Origin of the sequence: Moorena producens PAL-8-15-08-1 (genome assembly GCF_001767235.1) — a bacterium.
In the GTDB taxonomy this organism is placed as follows: Bacteria; Cyanobacteriota; Cyanobacteriia; order Cyanobacteriales; family Coleofasciculaceae; genus Moorena; species Moorena producens_A.
Genome location: NZ_CP017599.1, coordinates 2,737,208 through 2,762,554, shown reverse-complemented (window position 1 = coordinate 2,762,554; position 25,347 = coordinate 2,737,208). Strand labels below are relative to the sequence as shown.

Here is a 25,347-nt window from a genome sequence, read left to right as displayed (position 1 = left end):
TGAAGCTTCCCCCACCTGGTAAACCGAGGTGGGGGTGTCCTATGCTAATCTAGGGCTAGCCGCAGCCCACAAATCACACAGACAAGCCCAGCTTCTAGGCGGTCGTCCAGAGCTTTTGCTGAAACGACCCTCGTTGTCATTTCTGCGAACGAGTTTAAGCACACCTCTAGCGCCGATATTGTAAGCACCGTTTAAGTCGGCATTGAATTGCTTACCTGAGGAGAAAGTTGCTAGGGCATAATTTCCTGAGTCACGTTTAACAATGCCTGAACCATCATAGGCAAGCTTTGAGGTATATGCTGCAACAACCTCTATTACTTTGCCTCCTAACTCAGCCCATTTCTCAAGCGTAAAATCGCGAATTTTTGCCTTGAGCCATCCGTGAAATCTTTGCCGAAGGTTAGACCGTTTTCGTCCCCCTTTTGGCTTCCATGCCTTAAGGTTCTCAAACACAATCGCTTCGGAGTTAAACTTTTCAGCAATCTCAACAATTCGCCTAGAGACTACATGACTGATTTGGTTGTTGATTCTTTGGCATTTTTGGTAGGTCTTAGAACAAAAACCCTTGTGAAGTCTGCCACCCTTCCCCATGGTTTTAGATGCACGCATAGATACAGACTTCAGTCGCTTGTCCCTGCGGTCTATGTCTCTCCCCGGATGGATGAAATCTCGGTGGATTACAGTGCCACTGTGGGTTACAACCGATATCGTTGCAGTAGTATTAATTCCGAGATCTACCGCTGTTACATTAGCCTCTGGTTTCCGTTTTTCTGGCTTGCAACTAAACGGAACTGACAGATGGCAAGCTCTTTCATTAAATATCAAAGATGGTGACAACATCTTATTGGTTGCCACCTGATGACGCTCTCTTAATCCGGTAATTTGAACGGTAGTCCAGACCCAGTCAGAGCCGTTAAAGACTTTGATTTCGACTTGATTGAATCGGTGTAGTTTATAGCATTGGCCTTTATATAAAGCTGGGTAACAGCCAGTGTCAGCATTCAGTTTCGGAGGACTGGCATTAGGTAGTTTCCTAGTGCCTGCTTGCCATTCTCGGTAACGGGTCACAAAACTACTAACTTGACCCGCCGCAAATGCGAGCGCAGAACGACGGTAATAGCTGGGAAATTTATAAAAAGCTTTGTTGAACTGAGGATACTTGACACTGGGACGCTTAGCTGTCTGATGCATTAGTTTCTCGACAGCAGGAGTCAGCTGATCCGCCGTTAAGTTCCCGAATTTACTCCAGTGAGTGTAAATAATACCAACCAAGTATCTGCAAGCACGACGATAGACTTTAACCGTCTCAGTGAACAGCAGACGCTGCTCACTAGTTGCGTTAAGCCTCCATTTGTCGGTGCGAATGATCTGAGTTGGTGTTTTCACAATCTCAACGGAATTGCTAATATGTCACTATATTAACCTATAGTATCACAAAATGTCAACCGCCTTTCGCTCTTTCGCTCACACTGTTTCGTTAATCAAGATTCACATAGTGTTTGTCACTAAGTACCGCCATCCAGTAATTACTGGGGACATAGAAGAGGACATCTTAGACTTGGCAAAAAGCATCTGCGAGAAAAATAACTGCATCCTTGAGGATGCCAAGGCGGACTTGGGGACAAATGATCATATCCATCTCCTAATTGATTTAGCCCCTAAGGTATCAATTTCCAAGCTTTGCAACACCCTTAAGACAGTGACCAGTAGAGAGATTAGAAAAAGATACGCAAAAGAATTGGCTCCCTATTACTGGAAGCCAGTCTTCTGGAAAAGGGGATTTAGTGCTGTTTCTTGTGGAGGAGCCCCCCTTTCGGTTCTAAAGCAATATATAGAAAACCAAGGTTACGACGATTGATTGACTTGCTCCTTAACCCCCACCTGGACGAGGTGGGGGAATGCGTCGCATTTTTGTTCAAAAATAGGGGCTTGTATCCGGTGTCAACAATTCAAAATTATCAAGCTATTCATTTTGAATTTTGAATTTGGCATTTTGAATTCAAAAATGGTGGTTACTCCTGAGTCGAAGGTGACTGACCAGAGTCTGTTGGTAATTAAACATAATTAATTACTATTTATGTTTAAAATAAGCCTCCATTACCTGGCGCACAATTGGTCCTGCCACTGAACCTCCACCGCCGCCGGAATGTTCCACAAAAGCAACAACTGCAATCTCGGGTTTATCATAGGGGGCAAAACCACCAAACCAAGCATGAGCCTTGCCAGGAGGAGCCTCTGCTGTTCCACTCTTACCAGCGGCAGGAGGTAACTCTGGCACCCTCAATGCAGCTCCTGTTCCCCCAGTAACCACAGCTCGCAGTCCTCGGCGTAGGGTTTGAATCGTTGATGGCTTCATATTCATGGACACTCGCCCTTTGATAGCATCCTGATTGTTCTTGAGCAAGTGGGGTTTAACCCGGTAGCCGCCATTGGCAACTACAGAAAACATGACTGAGGTTTGTAAGGGTGTTCCAAGGGTAAATCCTTGACCAATAGACATATTTATGGTATCTCCAACGGTCCATCCCCAATTGTAGTTTTTCCGCTTCCAGGCATCATCCACTATCAAACCACGGGATTCGCCGGATAACTCAATACCAGTTTTTTCACCAAAGCCATATTTACGAGCCCATTCAATCAGGGTTTTCCCCCCAACCCCTCGACCGATTTGACCAAAGAAGGTGTTACTGCTCCAAGCCATAGCACCAACAAATCCCATTGGACCAAATCCGGCTCGGTTCCACTCCCCAAAGGCATGACCACCGACATACAGGTAAGGATAAGTCTGTAAAACAGTTTTGGGAGAATACCGACCAGATTCCATACCCGCCGAAGCCGTGACTACCTTAAATGTACTGGCTGGAGGAAACCCTCGCATTGCCCGGTTAATAAACGGATTCCCTCTGCCTTGTAGCTTTCGCCAGGTTTCTGAGGTGATGCGAGTCGAGAAAATATTCGGGTCAAAGGTTGGACGAGAAACCATTGCGAGGACAGCACCGGTGTTGGGGTCCATAGCCACGACTGCCCCTTTGCGATCGCCTAATGCTGCCTCGGCTGCCTTCTGCACGTCTATATCGATGCTTATATGGATAGGTTTACCCGGTTTTGCCTGTTTCTGACCCAGAACTCTGACGACTCGTCCAGCACCATCAACTTCTACTTGCTGACCGCCCCATTCTCCCCGTAGCAGATGCTCATAAGACTTCTCCACCCCCATTTTTCCAAGCACGTCACCGAGGCGGTAGCCGTCAGGTTTACGCCGTTGCAGCTCTTCATAGTCTAACTCTCCAGTATAACCTAGAACGTGAGCCGATAGCTGTCCATGGGGATAGTACCGTACTGCATCAATATCCACCTCTATCCCCTGTAATTCATTGCTGTACTCAGCCAAGGCAGTAACTTGAGCGGGAGTAACACCACGGGCAATCCGAAGTAGGTAAGGAGAGTTATAGCCCGCTTGTTCCAGACGCTTTTGAATCTCAGCGTCTGGTATCTTCAAAATCTGGGACAGGCGTTTGCGAGTTTGGGGCCATTGCTCCTGCCTAAGAACCATGGGCCACACAAAGACCGAGTGAGACAACCGATAGCTAGCTAATACTCTGCCCTTACGGTCAAAAATATTGCCCCGTATAGGGGGCTTGGGAATCAGACGAATCCGGTTATTTTCTGCCAGCTGTTGGTTGCGTTCCCCTTGAACTAGCTGTAAATACGCTAAACGGGAACCAATTCCCCCCAGCAAGAATAGGCTAATCAGTACCATAATCACTACGGATTGGTATTTGCGTCCGACAGTGCGGGAATTAGATCGATATACTGTATACGAAGATAAGGAAGGCTGAATTAATGTCATCGTCCGAGGTCTGAGAATGGGGAATGGGACTTGGAGAACACGGAATTGGGCAATTAAGGCGAATAGTCTGTGATCAATCCAGTAAGCTATTGGCTTGGATTCCCAATACGCCCCCCTTTTCAATTAAGAATTAAGGATTGACAATTGACAACTAAACAACAGGACTTACGCCCCAAGCTTGTCAGTTAAAACTGGGTATGGGGTTTAGGGTGACCGGGTGTAGTGAGCAGAATTGGAACATCCCCGATTAATTGCCCACACCGGTTCGCCTAGAGCCGCCCCAAATCCTTGATTAAGGAGGCTCTGATCTGCCCCTGTTCCATTAGCCTAATACCTAGTCACGCCTAATACCCAGCAATTTACTTCCGCACCTCAGCTACTGGATCAGTGCAGATCCGTTTAGCTACCGCAGGAGTATTTTTAGGTTGGAGGATAAAATAAACCCAAGGAGAGAAACCGTGTTCCACAGATGCAGACAGACGATGCATGACTCTGGGGGCATCACTACTGCTGAAATAACCACCATGTTTCAAACGACTGTTAAAGAACCACGTCCGACTGCTACGACTACAGCTAAACTTGATGTTGAACTCCGCAAGGTTTTTAAAGTGTTCGACACCGAGACTGTTGTCCGTGGTGTTGACTTAAGTATCCGTCAAGGAGAATTTTTTAGCATTCTTGGTCCGTCTGGCTGTGGCAAAACTACAACCTTGCGTTTAGTAGCGGGATTTGAGATGCCTTCAGCTGGGGAGGTAATGATTCAGGGACGCTCGATGAATCATATTCCACCACACCGCCGACCTGTCAATACGGTCTTTCAAAGTTATGCTCTATTCAATCACCTGAGTGTATCGGAAAATATTGCCTTTGGTCTACGCCTAAAAAAGCTACCCCCATTGGAGGTTGAGGAACGAGTCAAAGCAGCCCTCAAACAAGTGAAACTGGAGGGATTGGCGAATCGGTATCCCCCTCAACTGTCTGGGGGTCAACAGCAACGAGTGGCATTAGCCCGAGCATTAGTTAATCGACCAGCGGTGCTGTTGTTGGATGAACCCTTGGGAGCGCTAGATTTCAAGCTGCGCAAACAGATGCAGGTGGAACTTTCAAATCTCCATCAAGACCTGGGGTTAACTTTTGTGATGGTGACCCACGACCAAGAAGAAGCCATGAGTCTTTCTGACCGGATCGCTGTGATGCGTGCAGGTAAAATTGAGCAAGTTGGTTCCCCCAGAGAAATCTATGAAAATCCTCGGACAACCTTTGTGGCGGACTTTATCGGTGATACCAATTTATTTAAAGGTCGTCTGCAACGGTCCGATGCCGACTCACTCGAAATTACCACCAAGACTGGTATCAAGATTGTGGTTGAGTCTCCATCCGTTAGAGAAGTCCTGGATAATTCTAATGCTCAGGATATTGTAGTAGGTGTACGACCAGAGAAAATTCGCCTGAGTCTTTCCCCCCCTACTACTACTACAATGAATTGCTTTGAAGGACGTCTTAAACACGCGATGTACCTGGGTACTCATATTCAATGTGTGGTGGAGTTACTCAGTGGCGACTGTCTTAGAGTCATACTTGCCAACACCAATAACAAGTTACCAGACCCTCACACGACAATTTATGCTCGTTGGGCACCCACCGATTGTCGCGTGTTGGAGGAATAATTTAAAGATAATGGTAGTTTTTAAACCTAGTTTGCTGGGAAAATAGTGCTGAGTAAAGCAAGAGATTTTTAGTTGTTGACTTCAATTCTGGTGGATTAATTATCCTATCTGTTTTCGGGTAATGGGTAATGGGTAATGGGTAATCGGTTTTGAAAAAATTTATTCAACCTACCCTAAAATGGACGCCTGGGCAAAAACAAACGTCAACCTTCAACCTTTTCAATCGTGCTTTATAAGGATCAACCAACATTCCTAAAACGCCGTACAAGGCGCAACTTTTTACAGCTAGCAACGGTCGCTACCCTATCAGGTCTAACCTTGTCTGGATGTGGCTGGACTCTAGCTGAGGTCAGACCAACACCTCCTTCACCAGGTGACAGAAATAAACTATTTATCTACACTTGGACTAACTATACCGATGATGAGCTACTAGACCGCTTTACCGAAATAACTGGAATCAAAGCTGTAGTCGATGTCTTTGATTCCAACGAAGCTATGCTTGCTCGACTTCAGGCTTCTGGGGGCGGAGCCTATAGCATTATCTCCCCGTCTGACTACATGGTGCGAAAGATGGTTGATTTGGATCTGTTGGTGAAACTGGATTTTGAACGCATCATCGGAATAAATCGACTGTTTTCTAAGTTCCTCAATCCCATATATGACCCCAACAATTTGCACAGTATTCCTCTGAGCTGGGGAACAACGGGTTTGATTTACAATTCAAAAAAACTATCTAAGGTACCAGAGGATTGGAGCTATATTTGGCAATATAAAGACAAATTATCGAGACGGATGACTTTGCTCAACGATGTGCGAGAAGTGATGGGTGCCACTTTGAAAATGTTAGGTTACTCGTACAACTCTACCAATCCCCAGGAGATCAAAAAGGCCTATGAAATGTTGGTGGAGTTAAAACCAAGTATTGCTTCATTTTCTTCTGATGCTTGGCGATCGCAAATCCTAAGTGGGGATTTATGGCTTGCGATGTGTTACTCCTCTGATGCTGTTGAAATCATGGCAGAAAACTCAGATTTGCAGTACGTCCTACCGAAAAGTGGTTCTTCCTTGTGGATCGATACCTTGGCAATTCCTAAAACAGCTCCCAATCTTGAGGGTGCCTATGCTTGGATTAACTTTATGTTAGAAGCAGATGTTGCTGCTCAAATGTGTGAACGGTTGAGCTTCGCCACACCAAACCAAAAAGCATTTAAGCTATTGTCCCGTGATATCCAAGAGGATCCAAGTTTGTTTCCAGAAGAATCAGCGTTAGAACGTTGTGAAGGTCTTGCACCTGTTGACGAGGTTAGCGAACTTTATGACCGCTACTGGACTCAGTTGACCAGTGGTTAGGAGTTAGGAATTAGCCCTTTTAAACACCCTAAAGTTTAGGAAACTAGTACGGAAATGCAGAAATAAACATACCATTCAAAATATAGCAAGGGAAGTATAGTTTAGGACATAGTCTTTTGGTTGAAAGGGACTTCGGAGCAGGGAGCAGGGAGCAGAAGATGTCTTAAGCTTTACTTCGACTGCTATACCTCTCAAAAAGAGCTAAATGCTATTGAAAACTGCTATAATTAACAAATTAAAACCAATTTATAGTGATAAAATACTAAATAATAATTCACATTTTTATTTTAAATCTAGATATCATAATATAGCATTAAAAATAAATGCTATAATTCTTGGATTAATGAATAATAAATAATGATTAAAAACTAATGATAAATAACACTGAAAGCGTTACTGAGAACATTGCTGAATCCCCAGTTATGCAAGATAAGAGACACTTACGATGGCAGTGGTTAGAACCCCTAGGATTGCTCAGTCCAGCAGGTATATGGTTAGCTTTGTTGTTGGTGCTGCCAACCCTAGTGATTTTTGAGCTAAGTTTGGTACCCAACATTAGACCAGGAGATGTGGTCAATCCGTCTGGTATTGATAATTATTTGCGGGTATTTGATCCAGTAATCTTGCAAGTGATGGGGCGATCGCTTTTTTTGGCCATGGGAACCACTGTGATTTGTCTTGTGCTAGGATTTCCTGTGGCTTATTGGATTGCTCAGCTAGCACCCAAGCGGTGGCAAAATTTACTCCTGCTGGGTTTTATCTTACCGTTGTGGACATCCTCTCTACTGCGTTCTTATGCCTGGATTACCATTCTGCGACCGACTGGGGTTCTCAATACAGTACTGACTAGTCTTGGACTACCAGGGTTGGATTTGCTCAATCGTAGTGCTGCTGTATTGATTGCCATGGCTTACAGCTTTCTGCCATATATGGTCTTGATTCTCTATGCGTCTATAGAAAAGTTAGACAGACGTTTGTTAGAAGCAGCAGCGGATTTAGGGGCAAATCCCTATCAAACGTTTTGGAAGGTAACTGTACCCCAAACTCTACCAGGAATTGCGGCAGGTTCTTTGCTAGTATTTATCTCTGGATTAGGGGATTTTGTTAATCCCGAATTGCTAGGGGGAGCATCGAGTATGACTGGAGCAAGATTGATTTATAACCAGTTTTTAGGAGCTACTCAAAACTGGGGATTTGGGTCAGCTTTGAGTATGATGTTAATTTTGGTAGTTAGTATAGCGATCGCACTTTTGATTAAGTATGGTGATCCCAAAGCACAAGCATAGCACTATAGAAAAGGGAGTAGGGAGTAGGGAGTAGGGAGTAGGGAGTAGGGAGTAGGGAGTAGGGAGTAGGGAGTAGGGAGTAGGGAGTAGGGAGTAGGGAAATAGGGTTGCATTTATAAAAATGAAAAATTTAAACTAGAAACTTGATATTAATTAACCATTAACTATTAATCATTAAAATTAACCATTGACGAATGACTAATGAGCAACTCTACCATCAGCAGGAGGAGCTTCCCCTAGACATGGTAAACTCTCAACCAAAACTCCGGGTTTCTTGGCAAGGGATTTTCTCCCTGGTGATGTTCTTTTATATGTACCTACCCCTGCTGGTACTGACGTTTTATAGCTTCAATGACTCTAAATACAGTGCCCAGTGGCAGGGATTCACGTTTAAGTGGTACCTAAAACTATGGGAGGACGAGAGTGTAAGGAACGCACTATTCAATAGTCTCACGGTAGCGCTAGTGGCAGTAGGAATTTCTGCGGTATTGGGTACCATGATGGCAGTCGGTTTAGCCCGTTACCAGTTTCCAGGGAAACGCTTGTATCGAGGGATATCCTACTTACCCCTGATTATCCCAGATATTGCGATCGCAGTAGCCACTCTAATCTTTTTGGCAGTTATGGCTATTCCTCTGAGTCTGTGGACTATCATAGCAGCTCATATAGTTTTCTGTTTGGCTTATATTGCCATTGTTGTTTCCTCCCGTATCACCCAGCTTGACCCTCACCTAGAAGAAGCAGCCCTTGATTTAGGAGCAACCCCCTTACAAGCTTTTATAAAAATATTACTACCGGAATTGATGCCAGGGATTATTGCCGGTTGTTTATTATCTTTTGTCCTAAGTATGGATGATTTTCTGATTTCTAGTTTTACGGCTGGGACTGGTGCAACTACCCTACCCATGGAAATCTTTAGCCGCATCCGCACTGGTGTTAAACCAGATATAAATGCCCTTAGTGTTTTGCTAATCCTGGTATCAGGTGCAGTTGCTTTTATCGCTGAATGGCTCCGTTATCGGAGTGTGGAAAATCGGCAATAATCGGGAATCGGGAATCGGGAATCGGGAATCGGGAATCGGGAATTTATAACTGATACAAGGTTACTTTATATTATTCCATTATATTATTCCATTCCTTAGTTCAGCAACCCCAAAATTTATAATTCATCTTTGATAATTCATCCTTGATTTCAATTTATCTAACCTTTCTTCCAATTCAGTGGTAAGTTGTTCGATCCGATGATCATTACTTAAGTAGGGAGAGGTAGTTTGAGCGATTCTGAATAGTTGAGTGGCGATTAATTGTTGTTTTTCACCCCAAAGTGTCTTGACTGAATGCAACTGATCTTGTTTGAGCCAATTGAAGCAAAAGTTAGCATAACGGATTGAGGAACGAATTCCCCGTGCTGTTCTAGGATATAAATCCCACAGAGGCATGATATATTGGGGTTGGTATTTCAAACCAACGGATAAGCACCAATCCTGCCATTTAAATGCCAAGATACTTGGATTAGTGCAGATGGGAATCCAGGGAATTCGTAGGGCATCGGCTACAATTGCTCCATGCATGGCTTCTGTTAGTAAGATTTTGGTTTGGCTGATGGCAGATAATACTTGCTCGACAGGCAAACGAGGATCAATATACTTAAAGCCGATTTGTTCACAGATTTGATGCCAGGCTTGACCGCCATATCTGGCAGATTTAGCATGGGGCATAACGGCAAATTGATGGATTTTTTGACTGGTTGGATGGAAGAGTCGTCTGACTAGCACTGCTCCATCTGTAACGGCTAATTGAGGGGAAATGTCTAAGGCTTTTGCTGAGAGGGGTCCTCTTACACAGTAAATTGTCCAGGAATCTTGGAGTTTTGGTAATTTTTCATAACCGACTCCGGTACTAAAAATGATGATTCGGCGAGCATTGGGTAAACGCTTGGGGAGTAAATTATTTATAAGGGTACCGATTCCAACAAAGGCGGTGCTTTCATCGTCATCTAGTAAGTTAGGGATTAACTGTTGCCATAACCAAGGGTTTAGGTCATCGCCAAAGTTATTGAGACCACCAGGGAATCGTTTGGGTGAGTATTGGTAGTAGAAGAGTTTCATTATTGTTATCCCCTTTCATTGATTAGGTGAATCAATGCTTGCCTTTGCCATACATTACGGGTTTTGAGCGAGATGGAATGGTGAAAAATGCTCAGGAGTCAGTCATATAAGTTTTGGAGACGGGATTTAAAGAAAGTTGTCCCAGAACAGTTTAGCGATCGCATTAATATTATTGATGACTGAGCACTACTGAAACAACTTCATCAGCAGTCAATCACTGTTGCGTTACACCCTACACCCGGTTTCCTTTTTACCCTTATTGTCACCCCCTCAGGTTATAGCTAGATCCAATTGCTCCCTGGGTTAACCACCACTCTGGAGTTTTTTGCGCCACATCAGCCTATCTTTACTGGAAGCCACATCCCGATTGTTAGGCTGTAATTTCAGGGCTTTGTCGTAAGCCGCGATCGCTTCGTCTAATTTCTTAAGCTCCTTGAACAGGTCTCCCAGGCTTTTGTAGGCTGGAAAATATTCGGGATTCAAAGCAATGGCTTTGTGATAAGAAGCGATCGCGTTTTCTACATCTTTAGCTTGGAGCTGAGCATTCCCCAAGCAGTGATAAGCCCCTGGTTGGTCTGGCTGTAACTGAATCGCTTTGTTATAGTTAGCCATGGCGAGCTCGAGATGGTCAGCTAAAAGGTGGGCATTCCCCAATAGGATGTAGGTGATGGCATGGTCTGGTTGTAATGCGATCGCTTTAGTATAGGTAGCGATCGCCGACTCTAAGTTTCCTTGGTACTGGAAAGCTTGCCCAAGCATTCGGTACATCCAAGCCTGTTCGACAGACAGCTCAATCCCTTTTTGGTAACTGGCAATTGCTCCGTTTAGATCCTGTTGCATCAACTGAGCCGAACCCAGCCTAAAATAGACCTGTTCATGATCTGGCTGTAACTTAAGAGCTTCGGTATAGGCAGTTATGGCTTCGGAGAACTTCTGTTTCTGGCTCAGAGCATCTCCTAGGTTTTTATAAACTTCAACTGGTCCAGACGGTGAGAGTTGAAGGGCGTTTTGGTAGTTGAGGATGGCGGTTTCGAAATCCCCTTTCTCAAAGGCTGAGTCACCTCGGCGGCGATAGACCTCAGAATTGGCTTGCTCTTTGGTGATCTCGTGTGGGTCAGGATTGACACTCACCTGAACTGTTGTGGTCTTGGAACCTTTGTGTTTGAACCAAGTTATCCCCTCTTCCACCAGATCCAGTTCTAAACAGTAGTGACCCTCAGCCATGGGTGTGGTCACCTCCAAGAACAGTTCAATTTCTGAGTCGGGGGGCAAATCCGAACCCAAGTCTACTCGGCCATCAGACCACTGTCGGACTTTGCCATTGTGATCTAACCAGTGATTCCCGACTCGGATGCCACTCTTAGCGGTCTCAAGCCAAGTCAGGGAGGAGAGATTCTTGACTTTGACCTCAATTACCAGAGTCTGACCAGGGAGAGCGACGAGAGATGTGGGAGCCGTCAGCTGGGCGCGATAGGCATGGTTGGGTAGTAAGGGATATTTGGTCTGATTGAGGGGCAACTGGGGTGGAGTTGGCTGTGACTGAGTTTTCTCAATGTAATACTGCACTTTTTCCACCAAAACCTGAATCTTGGGTTTATTAACCTGAATCTTGGGTTCATTGAAGAACTCCCCATGACGACCAGGAACTAGGTCAACATAGAGTTCTCCTGGATAGAATTTGCTCCAGCCTAGTTCTGGGTTGCGGAAGAATTTGTAGGGGTTAAACTTACTCTGACGACCAAACAACAGGGCAATCGGACCAGGATAGGGTCGGGGGATGAATCTTTCGACCAGACAAAGTAAAGTCACGGTTTTGCCTTGAGAAATAAGTTGTTGGGCAATTTCAAAGATGATCGATGCACTTTGACAATTTCCTCCCAATAGGTAAGGACCATCTGGCTCCACGGCTAGGATTTCCCCGAGGTAGTGAGCTGCTAAGGCTTGAATGTTCTTTTGGGTATATTTCATGATCAGGTGCCCTGAGCGCATGCCGTAGATAGGCTGGTCAAAACCTAGATACTTCGCCAGTTGAGTGAGTTCTCTAAACCCCTGCAAGCACCAGAATAAGGGCTGTTTAGACCCATTGGTGTTCATGCCCACGATCAAGGATTTGGGTCTGACCCGTTTACCTTTCCATGCAAGAGTGTAGAGTCGCAGTTGATGATAAATTTCTGGTGAAAGTTGAGGCAGGGTTAGCCTCACCCGTTCTTGGGCAAAGGAAAGGGGTAGGTTTTCGTTATGTTGGACAGGGTTAACCGGAGGAGCCTGATCTTTTAATTTGGCGTTAGTCCCAGCAGCTTTCGGGAAATCTGAAAGTTTTGTTTCAGACTGGGTTTGGCTCGAAGGATTAACACCGGATTGTTTGGGAGTGGAGGATGCCATTTTTAATTAATGTCAGGTAAGGACTCAGGGGGGAAAACGCGATCGCTTAACTATCTCACTTAACTATCTCAATAGGTTCCAATCAATAGGATTTAATAGCCGCTGCTTCCGCGTACCTTATCGGCTGTATGCTTAGTTAATACTTTGTTGCGATAAATAGTCTGATATAAATTGAGATATTTATCTGCCATTTTATGGGCATCAAAATCTTGTTCTACTCTGGTTCGTGCTGTTCGAATCATCAGCAACTTTTCCTCTGGCGTCATCTCCAGCAATAATTTCATTGCCTCTATTAGCTTGTTTTGATTACCAACTTCATAGATTATTAATTCTGAACCGGCCTTAGCGATTTCTTTCATTACTGCCAGGTTAGGCACAATGCAAATAATTCCTGCAGCCATAGCTTCTAAAACTGCATTGGGCAAACCTTCAAAACTCGAGGTAAGAATGGAGACGCTTCCTGGATTAACCCAATCCCACGGCTTTTTATTGTAGCCTAAAAACCTAACATATTCAGACAATCCCAGGGTTTTTACCTGATTGAGGCATTCTTCCTTTAAGCTACCATCCCCAATAATTGATAAGCGACAATCAGGGTAATCAACAATGATGGCAGCAAATGCATTGATGAGAATTAGAGGATTCTTCTGTGGCTCTAGTCTACCAACATAAACAAATTCCACTGGTTTTTGGTGGTCATAACTACAGTCACATTCATATTTTTCAAGAAGCACACCATTATGAATAACCTCCAGGGAATGAGGAGGAATTCCTTCAACTTCTTCAGCATATTTTCTAACAGCTTCCGCATTGCAAATTATGCAGTCAGTGATGTTAGCGAGATCACGCTTAATCTTCCTATGCTTTGCAGTTTCATTAAGGTTTACGTTGCACTCCCTAGTAATAATTACCGGAACACCAGCACTGACAGCAGCTTGTCTACCAAGGGTATCTGCCCAAAATAAATGGGTATTAACGAGATCAGGCTGAAGTTGCTTGAGTATCTGAGTCATCCATTGGATGATTTCGAGTGGCTTACCTTGATCTAATTGAGAAGCCATTAACCTACTGAATACAGGAGTTCCCAGAGCTTGAAAATCTTTTCTATCTGACTCGTCTGACTGATTCGTAACAATAATATTTTTAATAATATTTTTATTTTGCTTATCAACAAGACAGTAAATCAGGGTTTTAAGGAAGGTGTTAACTCCTCCACCCTTTAGATTTAGTTCTGGAATTATATGAACAATAGTCAAGGGTTTGGGCATGGTTAGTTACTCTGTAAATTTGAATAGCTATAGCGGTTTTCAATTAGGTGAGGTACATATTTTGAGGGAGTAGGGAGCAGGGAGTAGGGAGTAGGGAGCAGTGAAGTCAGAAGACGTAAGAGCTAAGAGGGAGGGTAAAAATCATGTGTACCTCATTAGAATAAAAACCGCTATATATTGCAATGGCTACGTTAATGCTGTCTGTAAATATTTTTTTATTAGTTAGCAATTAAATTCGATAAAATAGTGATATTCTAAAAATAGATTGACTGAGATTGTAGTCATAAATTTTAAGGAAAAAATATATGGATAATCAAGTTTATTTGTTGTATAATTTTACCCTAAGCAAGTCCTAAAGTATTCTCAAATATAAAGGCATTTTCATCAATATATTCTACCTCAAGATTGGCATCTACTTCTGTGGCAATAATTTCTTTGAGTTGATTGACTACAGTTTCCGAGTTGAACATACCCTAAATCAACCAATTATAAAGCCAACAATAAATATAGCTGATTCTAGCCTAATGAGGTACACATAATTTTTTCCCTGTTCCCTGTTCCCTGTTCCCTGTTCCCTGTTCCCTGTTCCCTCTTCTATCTTCCCTGTTCCCTGTTCCCTGTTCCCTGTTCCCTAAAACCCAAAAATTTGTACCTCACCCAATTGCAAACCGCTATAAATAAGTTAATTATCAGTTATTTTTTCGAGTTTAGTGATAATCTTGCCTTGATCATATCGAAGCCATCCTGGTGGTTGATTGAGTAAGTCACATCGGGCAATTCTCTGAGTTTGATAAACTCCTTAATGGCTAAGATAGCTTGTTGATTGTTTGGGGTAAATTGAACCACCCCAAATTCATCATAATAGGTATCCTTTTTGAAATCAAATTTAATGTCATTTAGCTGAGCAACCCTGTCTATATCTAGCTTTCGACGAGACAGAGTTTTGGCGTGATTGTACATGACAACTGTTTGGTTCATAAAAGATATATTTTTGACATAATTCTGGATTTTTATCAGATATTCTTGATATCTCTTGGACTCATCATTTAACATTAAAAATCTGTCTTTAATCACCTGTGGTAGGAGATGGAAAAAAGGGGTTACATTGGTAGCATTAAGGACATCATCCCAATAACCAACAAGTTCAAAAAAATCTTTTCTAAATGCCCAAGCACCACCATCTGAATAATTTTGATGCTTACCATCAAGATATGCTTTAACAATTGACTTGCGAGTACGCCACTTGTTTTCACTATATTCTTGCTTAAGCAAACTGCAGCAATGAATAATTTGGTTTTCTCTAAGAGCTGGTGCTAATTGTTCTGACCAATTAAGGTCAGTAAATTCGATGTCGGCATCACATCTAATGATCAGGTCATAACCAAGTTCGATTAGTTTCTGTGTGGCTATATTTAAAGCATTGTTTTTATGAAATTTAACGTGATTAGTTTTGAGGCAAATCACATTATCCAGGTGACTCAAATGGAATGGCTTGTCAGATAACTGAATTTCAACGGTTAAGAGAAATAATCGGCATTTCTCAATATGTTTACGAAATTTAAGGTAACATTCATATCTTTCTTCGTTGTCGAAAAAGTTGAAATAAGAGGCAGCACAAGCTATTTTCATGTTTAAATTCAGTTGATTTTAGTGTTGAGTAATTTTTATCTTTAGCATTCAGGCAGATAAGTCTCTGTCTATCAAGCTTATATCCTTAATGGCAAGCTGCCGTTAGTCAAAATACTGCTGGAGAGAAAGACCTGTGGAAGCTCTTGGTAGATGCAGGTTAAGGGCCCATCCGTCAGGACATTTTTCCCTGTCTTCATAGAGCTTGAGACTGACTCAAGCCTAATCGCGCTTTTTTTTGGCTGCAGTATACATCACTATAGCAATTCTACGACTTGTGAGGTACAAATATCTAGGTTTTAGGGAGCAGGGAGCAGGGAGCAGGGAGCAGGGAGCAGGGAGCAGGGAGCAGGGATTAGGCAAGAGCCAATAGTGAAACAATCCTGTGTACCTCATGAGTCCTAGAAAAGCTATATTAGTTTATGAAAAAACTGGAAAGTTCTTATAAAGAACTTATCAATAAACTGAGGAAAACTAGTGTTTTTTGATAAATTTTCAGTAAAATATATCCATCCCTGAGAGAAAAAATATATCCATCCCTGAGGGGAGCACACTGAAAAACGCGATCGCATTAATCCTTTATTGAATTCTTGCACTAATCTCAATAATCCACCAGGGATTCAACTCCCACAGCGAGTAAATCAAGTCTTTTCAAGAGGACTAAGCTGTCCGGCATTTAAAGACCTTTTATTAAATCAATAAAAAAACCTAAAACTCTTTTACCTGTATTGATGCAATAGCGAGTGGGGTTTCCCCCACTGGCTATTGCATCAAGAAAACAAGTAAGCAAAAGTTTAATCTGAGTTATGGAAAGCACCTCAAGCAGCGTGAGCCTTGGCCGTTGGCCACGCTACTTGAGGTGCTCACGGCTGACGGCTGACGGCACCTCAAGCAGCGTGCGCGTAGCGCATATGCTTACAGCTCAATGGCTTTTTGGTAGTTTGCGATTCCTTGACAATTGAGTCAACTTTTTTGATAATTGGATGATAACTGCGAAATTGATCTGTCCGCAGATAGCGCATCGGTAAAGTCTTATAGAATTCCCAATAAAGGTGTTTCAAGCCCTTTTTGAGGGGAGGAGTCATTTACTGATAAATTGGCTCTTTTCCAGTTTGAATCCACTTCAAAATTTGTTGTACGCGCTTGTCCGTAGTGTGAAATTTACGAATACGCCGACGGGCATTCTCTGTGATTTGTTGGGCAAAAAGAGCATCTGATTGCAAGCGCTGAATATGAGCAGCCAGTTCATCTGGGGTATTAAAGAGTAAAATCTCTTTTCCATCTTCAAAAAGTGCTTTGTTACGCGGTCGATTGGGAATCTCCCAAGAAAGTACAGGTCGTCCAGCAGCCATACCCTCAATCACACGAGGTGTGTAGGACTTGACAAAGTGGGGCAGATTGACAACTGCCACACCCAACTGTAACCCGCGCAGCCAGCGTATATAGCTGCGTTTGCGGATGCGACGTACCGCATTTAGATAGACATAATAAAAAGGAAGGGCAAGAGGATTTTGGATCAGACAACGTACAGGACGGCTGTGTAAGCAATCGAAGACTTGTGCATACAGTGTGCCCTGATCAGGGGAACTTAGACCACTGAAATGCTCTTGGAGAAGAGGGTGCTTCAGCCACATCTGTCGTCCATGATGGACACCCCCACTAAAAAATGCTTGATTGTAGGTAGGTGGTGGTACATCTTCGTGAATCAAGCTGCCCACCACAGGGCTGGGAGACCACATACAAGGCAGCCCTGAACCGTATTCTACCTTTGCCACATCAGCTTCATCATAAGCTACCACATGGGTCAAATAAGGCAAAAATTTCTCAACCACTGCTTGTCTGCGTTGCAAGTGTGGGTGTACGGCCATTTCTTGATCCGTGTAATCGTAAACCGACTCCGTGAGCAAGCCCACACGGACGGGCGCTAAAGTGGCAAGCATCGCCAATTGCGCTTCGCTAATGTCACCCCCGTGTCTAGGCGAGATCAGCAAATCGTTGATCCACAGCAAATCATTGATCCACACTTGATCAAAACGCTGCTCTCCAACGATCTCTTTTGCCAGTGATATCCACGGCGTCAAGATTGTCAAGAACTGGACGTTGTTGGCATGGAATCCCACTTCCCAACCAACATGGACATTATATGACCATGGCCGTGCCACTCGCCAATTGTCCATTTCGCACTGTACTAGAAGAATTTTGATCGGTTTCAAGCAGCCCCCTCTCTAATGTAATAGTTGTCGCTGTTTTCAAGAATGCGGGTCAAATCATTTAACCACGCTTGGCAAATCGAGACCTCAAGCGCACTAACAAATCCAGCCTCTGCCAAAGATGTGTAGACTACTTGCAAATTTTCAAGGGGGTTTTCTCCCAATTCCAGTGTGTCCAGCAAAGCCACAATTGCTTTGACCCCAAGGTAACATTCTACTTCTTGCTTGAAATCTGTCATCAGGTCGTGTGGATTGCGCTTTTGGTAAACGTCAGCAGGCTGAAATCCGAGATATATACCTTGGTTCCACATTAGTTTTTGGGCAATATATCCACGCAATATATCGGTAAACCGGAAGCTTGTAGTTGAAGGCAGATAAAGGTAGGGAAAGGCATCTCTATGCCAAAATGTGTTTTGTGAATTGAAGGGACAATATTGCTCCTTTCCCAAAAACACAGAGCTATTCTTGGCAAAGGTAATGTTTTCACCGATGATCAAGCGGTAAATAGCATCCACATCAGGGTCTAAATCGACCAACCCCTGCCAAACCCCAATCGAGACAGGCTCGGTATTAAGAAGCTGATGCTCGGTCTGATGCTGGATTTCATCTAAAGGGTACCCTCGCGGCCAAATTAGCTTTTCTGTGAAATAACGATAGATGTTTACAAACTTTTGTTCGGTCACATATTGCCTGTGGCCATAAAAATCGTAGATTCCCCAACTCTGGGTAGGCCAGTTGTCATCATCGGTGTCATAAATCACCTCTGCCCCTGCTTGAATCCCATACAAATAACCAATATTTTTGCGAGCGTAGTGATTATATGGGCAGTGCTTAACCAACTCATATCCTAACTTTTCTTGTTCGCTAACCGATAGAAAAGTCAGATTTGCTGATGAGTCGATGGCAGGTGTCTTGCAGTCACCTACTAAGACAATATGCCAATCTTGAAATTGTTCAAAATGACTAATACCTTCTGTTTTATCATTAATTGTGGTAACAATAATATACTTTTTCGTCATAAGAACTTCTATACCTTCCACTGGGATAGTTTAACGGGATGGACATACAGCAAATCTGGTGTGAAATATGACTCGAACAACCTAGAAATCTCATAATCGTAAGATTGGGCTTTCTCTGTAAAGGCAGCCTTTTCTGGTACATTCCACATCTCATAACCATGCCAAGCCGTATCCGCTTCGGTCACGACCTTCGGACAACTCAAGGCCAACGCGGTGGGAATCGCCACCTCCACAAACAAATCCATCGCCCCAAAGACCCCACAATAATGAGAAAACTTCTCGAAGACACTGGCTGGAACCACAATAAAATCAGAATATCCATTGAGGAGCGGATATGGCATTTTAAGGTTTGACCGATTTTTCAATAAAAATAGTAAAGCCTCCAGAAATCGCCAAGGTTCATAGTAGTACTCTCGGTATTCACGTCGAATCATAGGAAAGAAGCTATGGGCTAGCAAATTTCCCACAGATAAGCGACCAGTTATTTCTATTTGCTTGGCTTGCAGGATAGCAATAGCCATCGCCAAGGATGGAATTTCATCTCGATAGGTCACCCACGCAGAATTGGCTATGTATTTGCGTATCACGTCTAGCTTGTGAGGCCAAGCAAAAGAGACTTTTTCCAGAGGTATCAGGAACTTGATATATCCTGAATCTGGATTTAACCCCAATGTTTCAATCAAATTTTGAGCGTTTAAGTCGGGATGTAGGAGTACATCATCCCCAATGAATACATAATAATCACTCGCGGGAAGACGAGATTGGGCTTGAGCAATATAGCCCTGAAAACAAGCCGATGATTCAAATACAGGGATAATATTGTTCGCGTTTCCCTGATAAAAAGGCATCAGATGGTAAATATGTTCAAATCTGTGGCCATACAGCTTCTCAATTTTGGGAACATTTTTAGTAAATTTGTGATTATAAATCACCAGCAAACACACTTTTAACGACATCTTGATGATCCTATGACAACTGTTTCCATAATGATGGAAGGCGACAAGCCAGGTGCCTGTAATATCAAGTCTGGTTCAATACCCATAATTAAGGGGAGTGTGGGGAGGGTGACTCAGGTGTTAGTCGTAGTTGATCGGGACTGAGCAGGTGAGTTGGAGGAGGTAATGGACGCCCCTCTTCTCAGTAAAGCCCTAGATCATAAACGCCGAACCGGTGCAAGACCAATCAATTGGTGTGCTTTTGTGAGCTCAGAAGATGATCAAGTTTTAGGAAGTGTTACAGCATTTTGGAGCTCGATTGAGATGCAATTACCCTGACCGTTATCTTTATAAAAGTAGATCATGAGCCATATCCACCATAGTTTTATTGAAAGCATTTGCTTTTGTCCTACCTTCCGTGTTAATGCCAACTTCTTTAGCCCTTGCAGTACATCATGCTGGATTTTCTCTCTTTCACTTTGAGTCAACCTGAATGAACTTATACAAGTTCGATAAAGTTGGGAGAGTAACTTAGCCACGTTAAGGGTTTCTGCCAGGTTGATTGCCTTCCATTGATGAACATGCAAAGCATGAGTGGTTTCAAAGGAGAGTTCTTGAGATAAGAAAGCGCAAAGTGTTTTCCGCTGGGCAAGGATCGCGTTTTTGGCTTGTGCTTGACGATGGATATAGCTAACATTTCGACCATGTCTTCGATAATGCAACAGAATATTTGGCAAATTCGTGATCTCTGTGTGAAAACAAGCCCTCAACAAGAAATCATAATCCTCCGCATGGACAAAAGTAGTGTCATACCCTTTTAATTGTTCGTAAATTATTCGCCGAACCATCATTGTTGGATGGGCAACGGTTTGAGAATTATTAAAAAAGAGGTTCCAACGAACAATACCGGGCTGGCTAGGGTAATAGCAGTCTGTACTCTCGGACCTATTTGTTTCGTCAAACAAGATGGTAATGGCAGTCCCCAAAATTCCTATCTCTGGATGTTCTTCCAAAAATTGGACCTGTTGCCTTAAGCGCTCTGGCAAGCTAATATCGTCTGCATCCATCCGAGCCACATATTTCCCCCGCACCATCTTCAACCCACGATTTAGCGAATCGACGATTCCCAGATTGCTTTGATTGGTAACTCTAACAATGCGTGGATCATTGTAATTATCCAAAATCCTAGGAGTTTCGTCTGTTGAGCCATCATCAACAATGATAAATTCAAAATTGGTGAGGGTTTGACTCAATATGCTATCAACGGCCTCACGTAAATATAAGGTACCGTTGTAAACTGGCATTAGGACGCTAACCAGTGGCGTCTCGGTTATTTGACTCATACTTTGATCCAATTGTCAGGGAGTAAATCTCGTGTATCTAAACGAGGGTCGTTAAACCACTTCTTCGGGGCAAACACTTTCTTATTCAAATTTGGATTGAGCCAAGCTGCCCACCAGCTAAAGCTGCTATTGGCAATAATGTGATGCTGGCAATGAGACATCAGCCACAAATCTTCATAATCTCTAAGATGGTTATTATGGGTGACAAATGTCATAGGGTAGTCCAAACATAGATTTTCTTTTACCCAAATAGGGTGATCAGAGAAAACAAAGAAATGCGGATGAAGCACTTCTTTAGCAATCTGCTCGACGCATTGCTGGTAATAAGTCAAACTACAGGTACCGTGTAATTGGTTAGTCCCTGGATTCGAGACATAATCACCTCTTCTAACATGAATGCTAACGGAGTGACTATTTGCTATCATTTCGGCTATTTTTTTACTCTGAGCATTTGGCTCATATTTACATGTATACTCACGCCGAATAACATCTTCAATATCCAAAAAATACTTCTCGCTTTGCCAGTAGCCGTCTAAATAAATCTTGTCAGAGCTAGTCATGATATTTGGGTTAAATGGCATCAACTGCTCTTCCCTGAAAACCTTCCAGCTTGCAAACCGCTTCATTACTTGTCTTAACCGAAGAATAACTGGATTCGACTCTTTTGTTTGTATTAATGACTTGAGTGCTGCCAATTCTTCCGAGCTAGCAAAAGCTTGTTTAATCTGAAACCAATACAAGTTGTACATGCGAATTAGATCATGTTCAAACGATGAAATATCTAGCTTCAATTGAACATTATTAACGAGGGCTATTTTACGTCCGATTGCATATTGAAACATCTGATTGCCCAATCCACCACTCAATCTCACGATAACAACGCCCATGCACTTACCTTTAATTGGAACCTATGCCACTACTTTCTCTCAACAGATGGAGTAGGTACTTATCGACGAATTTCGTGATGATTTTTATCCAAAGCCAAAAGAATTTTTTGGAATGGCAAATTCCATGATTCCGGGTAACAGTAGCTCGGTGACAAAGTTTTCGGTGGATGATTGATAAAATAGCGATTAAGATGACTTTCGTCGTGCCAAACGGCAATATAATTCTTGCTAAGATCCTGATTTACATTCTGTTTGATATGATGGCACATGGTCAAAAATGCATCCGTGCGTCCACCATTGAATGCACCAGCGTAATAAACCTCGCCCTGATCGGGAGCTATATAAGCAGTAGACATAGGGTTCGTTTCATAGGTGCCCCGTAGGCGTTTGTTTGTGATTCGAGGAGTTATGCCAATTTTTTTTAATAGATGATTTTCTAATAGACGATCAAATTTTGATTTCAGGCGCGGCATCAAACAATAGCCGGGATGATCTACTCCTACCAAGCCCGATGACGTGTTGGGCAGAATCTCGTCGCCACACAGGGAAACGAAACGCATATCTACATCACAGCAAAAGAGAAAATCCATGTCCCTCAACACTGCTCGGTACTGATCAAAAAAGTGATAGCGCATTAGGGCTATCAGTGGCCAAGGTAGATGTGGGATTTTTATAATTTTCATATTTTGATATTGCTTCATATCATCTTGATCACTAAAAAAAAAGTATGTCACATCATGATTATTCATAAAAAACTTAGATGCACTTTCATATAATCCCTCCATAAAGCGATGGTATTTTCCGGTGCAAATTATTAATAATCCAACTTTATATCGATTTTCCATTTGAAGTCCTTCTTCAAGCTCTTTGGGTCTGATTCCCCACAGCTTGCTGTGTCTGTGAACAACAACCCTCGCAGGGTACTGTGGAACAATAGCAAACCGCTTAGGGTGTGAGCAATCGTGAAGTGATACTCCGCTGCTTGCAGCGAGGATGTTCATTTCGTTGTAGGTTGATAATGCCATACCAACTTGGGGCAAACAATGCCATCCTAGCTTTCTGGATAAGTTGAGCCGTGATTGCCTATCCCATCCACATTAAATGAGAGTACAGATACTAATATCATGTTCGGATAATTAGTGATAAAAAACCATCTCCGATTAAACCTTACTCCTTTACTTCTGCCTTCAGCATAGCTGCCTTCTGCCTTCGATTCGGCTAGAGTGTAAGTATTCAACCGGACATGATATTACCCAGATATTTCTTCTGAAACTGGGCATCCTCCACTGCCAAAACCTGATCCACAATCAAAATCTCGGGCTCCAAATCTGCTGCCATCGCAAATGCCAACCGCACATACATCCCACTGGAATACCGCTTCAACCTTGGCACAGAATGAGTTGTCGAGATTGCTCATAAAGCTTACCCAATGTTTCAATATCATTACAGATGACTTCATATAAAAAATTATCGAAATAATGGTATTGCTTTCGAGACCGAAACAGCAAGCCAAAGGGCACGCTAAAGAGTAAAAGTAAACTGTACTTGACCACTTGTACTATAATAAATATCAGCTTTGAGTTGGAAGGCGGATAAACGAAATAACAGTTACGCCCTTGGGCAAAACGGGCGGAAATAATCCAGTGCCAGCTCATCTGTTCGGAGCGCACCAAGTGGTAGAGCCACAACCTTGGCTCATAATAAATCACGGCCTGTGGCATCGTGGCACAGATACGGTGGAGTAACTCCGTTTCTTCCCCATAACCAATCTTTTGGCCGCTCATGCCTAATTTTGGATCGAAGTCTCCAATGCATTCAAACAAGTTGCGCCGCAAAAAAAGATTTGAGCCATAGAGGACTTCTGCTCTTTCTAGGTGCTGTGCTTGGCCATAAGGAAAATTAGAGCCATAGATATCCTTGTACCAAGCTGGCTTGGGCGTGTTGTAGAAAGCAAAAGAAGGTCCACCAAACACTGTGGGTGATACGCCCTCAATCACCTCTTTAGCAACCGCTAACCACCCTTCTGGTACCTTACAATCATCATCAATATAAGCCACATACTCGCCCTTTGCCTCCTGCCAGCCCCGATTACGGGCATGAGAAAGCCCTTGTTGCGGCTCGAAGCAGTAACGTACATGGGGGTAGCGTGCCACAAATGACTGGCTTACGGTAGCCGTCTGATCAGTTGAGTTGTTATCGACCACAATAACTTCGTATTCGGAGTGCTCAAGGGTCTGCTGGCAAACGGTGTGTAAAGCATCGGTGAGCAAATCGGCTCGGTTATAGGTACAAATAATGACGGAGATCAAGGTTTTCCTCCCAGACATGGTAAATTAACAAGTTATAGCGCTACGCGCAATGGCATTGGCAAGAGGCAAAAGGCAAAAGTTTACTACAAAAGCTTTTCAGGTTGTATCAATGTCAAACACCTTAATGCGTAGTGCTATAATTTTTGCTGTTTCGCAGCCTTCTTGGCCAAAGGGGTCTTTCTTTGATTTCCCGGGGCGCAATCGTTACTGGCTGCTTTTGGAAAAAGGAGCCATAGGTGGCTTGAAAGTGACGAATCTGGCACACCATAAAAGGGAAGAACTGGTATCGTTTGAGGATGAGTTCCCGTGCGTATGCAATGGCGTCCAGATTCTGCTGCCAAGCGTTGCTGGCTATAGCCTCCTTAATTTTCTCCACCGCAGCATCTGGCTGGTTAATGTCGATTTGGATTAAGCTCTCGGGGGGGAAATAGTCGGTAATCCCCGTGCAGCCATAATAAATGGGCATACACCATGCTAAATAGCAATCGGCTAGCTTTTCACTCCAGTACAAAGGGTTGCTATAGTTTTCAATGGCTAAAGAATAGCGATAAGAAACCAAACCATCCCATTTATCATCTATCGGATTAAAGTCCCGTCCCCACAGATCGAAATCCAATTTTCCTTGAATCTGCTCTAAAAAATACATCCGGACACGATGCCCTTTCAATACTCTTTGTCCACTGGTAATCCAAGATAGTTGCTGGGTTTTCTCAGGTGCTTTAAAAGAAGCCAGAAAATCATAATCTTGATTGATATGCCAAGTAAAAGCGGGTTGGCTATGGATATACTGTGAGCCTGTTAGGTCCACATCGGTGGTGAACATGCGAAAAGAGTAAGACGGATTGACATGCCAAGGCTTTCTAAATTCAGTGGGTGGTTCAAGAACCATCGACCAGATATGTTCTGGTGGGCAGGTGATGGTGGTGGTTTTACGGAACTCCCTAGGCTGAAAGCCCCGCGTTTTTAAACCGGGTCAGAAGTTACCGCAAAAATAAGGCAGCCTTTATGGTTGGTCGGCTATGGGTAAAAGGGTTAAAACTTTATGATTAAGGCCAGAGACGAAACCTTAGGAGAGTGGAGCCTTTATGGTTAGTCGGTTATGCGTAA

General features: G+C 43.2%; 23 protein-coding genes. 5 read left to right on the top strand and 18 right to left on the bottom strand.

Annotated elements, in window-relative coordinates:
- Window positions 1-39 precede the first annotated feature (39 nt).
- Window positions 40-1,386 (bottom strand): IS200/IS605 family accessory protein TnpB-related protein, encoded by a 1,347-nt coding sequence (locus BJP34_RS10450; RefSeq protein WP_070390948.1) that lies wholly within the window; start codon window positions 1,384-1,386, stop codon window positions 40-42.
- A gap of 52 nt (window positions 1,387-1,438) precedes the next feature.
- Between BJP34_RS10450 and tnpA the strand changes: the two genes are divergently transcribed.
- Window positions 1,439-1,858: an IS200/IS605 family transposase gene (gene tnpA, locus BJP34_RS10445; protein ID WP_070390947.1), complete on the top strand. Its 420-nt coding sequence runs from the start codon at window positions 1,439-1,441 to the stop codon at window positions 1,856-1,858.
- Window positions 1,859-2,071: 213 nt separating this feature from the next.
- On the opposite strand, the gene mrdA is transcribed toward tnpA, so the two are convergent.
- Together mrdA and BJP34_RS48660 are read right to left on the bottom strand one after the other, a co-directional pair.
- Window positions 2,072-3,850, bottom strand: a complete 1,779-nt coding sequence (gene mrdA / locus BJP34_RS10440) for a penicillin-binding protein 2 (RefSeq protein ID WP_070392290.1) — start codon at window positions 3,848-3,850, stop codon at window positions 2,072-2,074.
- Window positions 3,851-4,209: 359 nt separating this feature from the next.
- Window positions 4,210-4,338, bottom strand: coding sequence for a hypothetical protein (locus tag BJP34_RS48660; protein WP_267876533.1), 129 nt, complete (start codon window positions 4,336-4,338; stop codon window positions 4,210-4,212).
- Window positions 4,339-4,374: 36 nt separating this feature from the next.
- Here BJP34_RS48660 and BJP34_RS10435 point away from each other — a divergent pair, with 36 nt between their 5' ends.
- From BJP34_RS10435 to BJP34_RS10420, 4 genes are all read left to right on the top strand, one after another.
- Window positions 4,375-5,517 (top strand): ABC transporter ATP-binding protein, encoded by a 1,143-nt coding sequence (locus BJP34_RS10435; protein ID WP_070396603.1) that lies wholly within the window; start codon window positions 4,375-4,377, stop codon window positions 5,515-5,517.
- A gap of 225 nt (window positions 5,518-5,742) precedes the next feature.
- Window positions 5,743-6,867, top strand: coding sequence for an ABC transporter substrate-binding protein (locus tag BJP34_RS10430; RefSeq protein WP_070392289.1), 1,125 nt, complete (start codon window positions 5,743-5,745; stop codon window positions 6,865-6,867).
- 422 nt (window positions 6,868-7,289) lie between these two features.
- Window positions 7,290-8,153 carry an ABC transporter permease gene (locus BJP34_RS10425; RefSeq protein WP_070396602.1) on the top strand — a complete coding sequence of 288 codons (864 nt, stop codon included), beginning with the start codon at window positions 7,290-7,292 and terminating at the stop codon, window positions 8,151-8,153.
- A gap of 194 nt (window positions 8,154-8,347) precedes the next feature.
- The gene (locus BJP34_RS10420; protein WP_070392288.1) at window positions 8,348-9,196 is read left to right on the top strand and encodes an ABC transporter permease; all 849 of its coding nucleotides are present in this window, start codon (window positions 8,348-8,350) and stop codon (window positions 9,194-9,196) included.
- Window positions 9,197-9,319: 123 nt separating this feature from the next.
- Here BJP34_RS10420 and BJP34_RS10415 read toward each other — a convergent pair whose 3' ends face one another.
- The 15 genes from BJP34_RS10415 to BJP34_RS10355 all read right to left on the bottom strand — a co-directional run bounded on the left by BJP34_RS10415 (window position 9,320) and on the right by BJP34_RS10355 (window position 25,129).
- Complete coding sequence (locus tag BJP34_RS10415) at window positions 9,320-10,261, bottom strand: polysaccharide pyruvyl transferase family protein (protein WP_070392287.1); 942 nt, start codon at window positions 10,259-10,261, stop codon at window positions 9,320-9,322.
- A gap of 303 nt (window positions 10,262-10,564) precedes the next feature.
- Complete coding sequence (locus tag BJP34_RS10410; protein ID WP_070392286.1) at window positions 10,565-12,643, bottom strand: tetratricopeptide repeat protein; 2,079 nt, start codon at window positions 12,641-12,643, stop codon at window positions 10,565-10,567.
- A 92-nt stretch (window positions 12,644-12,735) separates the two neighbouring features.
- A complete protein-coding gene (locus BJP34_RS10405) occupies window positions 12,736-13,911 on the bottom strand; it encodes a glycosyltransferase (RefSeq protein ID WP_070392285.1) in 1,176 nt (391 codons plus the stop codon).
- A 341-nt stretch (window positions 13,912-14,252) separates the two neighbouring features.
- Window positions 14,253-14,381 (bottom strand): hypothetical protein, encoded by a 129-nt coding sequence (locus BJP34_RS48655; RefSeq protein WP_267876532.1) that lies wholly within the window; start codon window positions 14,379-14,381, stop codon window positions 14,253-14,255.
- Window positions 14,382-14,604: 223 nt separating this feature from the next.
- Window positions 14,605-15,540 carry a hypothetical protein gene (locus BJP34_RS10400; RefSeq protein WP_070392284.1) on the bottom strand — a complete coding sequence of 312 codons (936 nt, stop codon included), beginning with the start codon at window positions 15,538-15,540 and terminating at the stop codon, window positions 14,605-14,607.
- Window positions 15,541-15,759: 219 nt separating this feature from the next.
- Complete coding sequence (locus BJP34_RS42895) at window positions 15,760-15,933, bottom strand: hypothetical protein (protein ID WP_158517124.1); 174 nt, start codon at window positions 15,931-15,933, stop codon at window positions 15,760-15,762.
- Between the two features lie 689 nt (window positions 15,934-16,622).
- Window positions 16,623-17,714, bottom strand: coding sequence for a glycosyltransferase (locus tag BJP34_RS10390; RefSeq protein WP_149030898.1), 1,092 nt, complete (start codon window positions 17,712-17,714; stop codon window positions 16,623-16,625).
- A gap of 32 nt (window positions 17,715-17,746) precedes the next feature.
- Window positions 17,747-18,766, bottom strand: a complete 1,020-nt coding sequence (locus BJP34_RS10385) for an STELLO glycosyltransferase family protein (protein ID WP_070392281.1) — start codon at window positions 18,764-18,766, stop codon at window positions 17,747-17,749.
- Between the two features lie 8 nt (window positions 18,767-18,774).
- Complete coding sequence (locus BJP34_RS10380) at window positions 18,775-19,722, bottom strand: hypothetical protein (RefSeq protein ID WP_070392280.1); 948 nt, start codon at window positions 19,720-19,722, stop codon at window positions 18,775-18,777.
- 260 nt (window positions 19,723-19,982) lie between these two features.
- Window positions 19,983-21,044: a glycosyltransferase family 2 protein gene (locus BJP34_RS10375; protein WP_070392279.1), complete on the bottom strand. Its 1,062-nt coding sequence runs from the start codon at window positions 21,042-21,044 to the stop codon at window positions 19,983-19,985.
- Window positions 21,041-21,931, bottom strand: a complete 891-nt coding sequence (locus tag BJP34_RS10370) for an alpha-1,2-fucosyltransferase (RefSeq protein WP_083305095.1) — start codon at window positions 21,929-21,931, stop codon at window positions 21,041-21,043. Before BJP34_RS10370 ends, BJP34_RS10375 begins: the two co-directional genes overlap by 4 nt.
- A 59-nt stretch (window positions 21,932-21,990) precedes the next feature.
- Window positions 21,991-22,956 carry a hypothetical protein gene (locus BJP34_RS10365; protein ID WP_083305094.1) on the bottom strand — a complete coding sequence of 322 codons (966 nt, stop codon included), beginning with the start codon at window positions 22,954-22,956 and terminating at the stop codon, window positions 21,991-21,993.
- Window positions 22,957-23,164: 208 nt separating this feature from the next.
- The gene (locus tag BJP34_RS39265) at window positions 23,165-23,314 is read right to left on the bottom strand and encodes a hypothetical protein (protein WP_418904125.1); all 150 of its coding nucleotides are present in this window, start codon (window positions 23,312-23,314) and stop codon (window positions 23,165-23,167) included.
- Complete coding sequence (locus BJP34_RS10360) at window positions 23,311-24,240, bottom strand: glycosyltransferase family 2 protein (protein ID WP_158517123.1); 930 nt, start codon at window positions 24,238-24,240, stop codon at window positions 23,311-23,313. Before BJP34_RS10360 ends, BJP34_RS39265 begins: the two co-directional genes overlap by 4 nt.
- 121 nt (window positions 24,241-24,361) lie before the next feature.
- On the bottom strand, window positions 24,362-25,129 hold the full coding sequence (locus BJP34_RS10355) for a glycosyltransferase family 10 domain-containing protein (protein ID WP_070392277.1): 768 nt from the start codon (window positions 25,127-25,129) through the stop codon (window positions 24,362-24,364).
- Window positions 25,130-25,347: the final 218 nt, after the last annotated feature.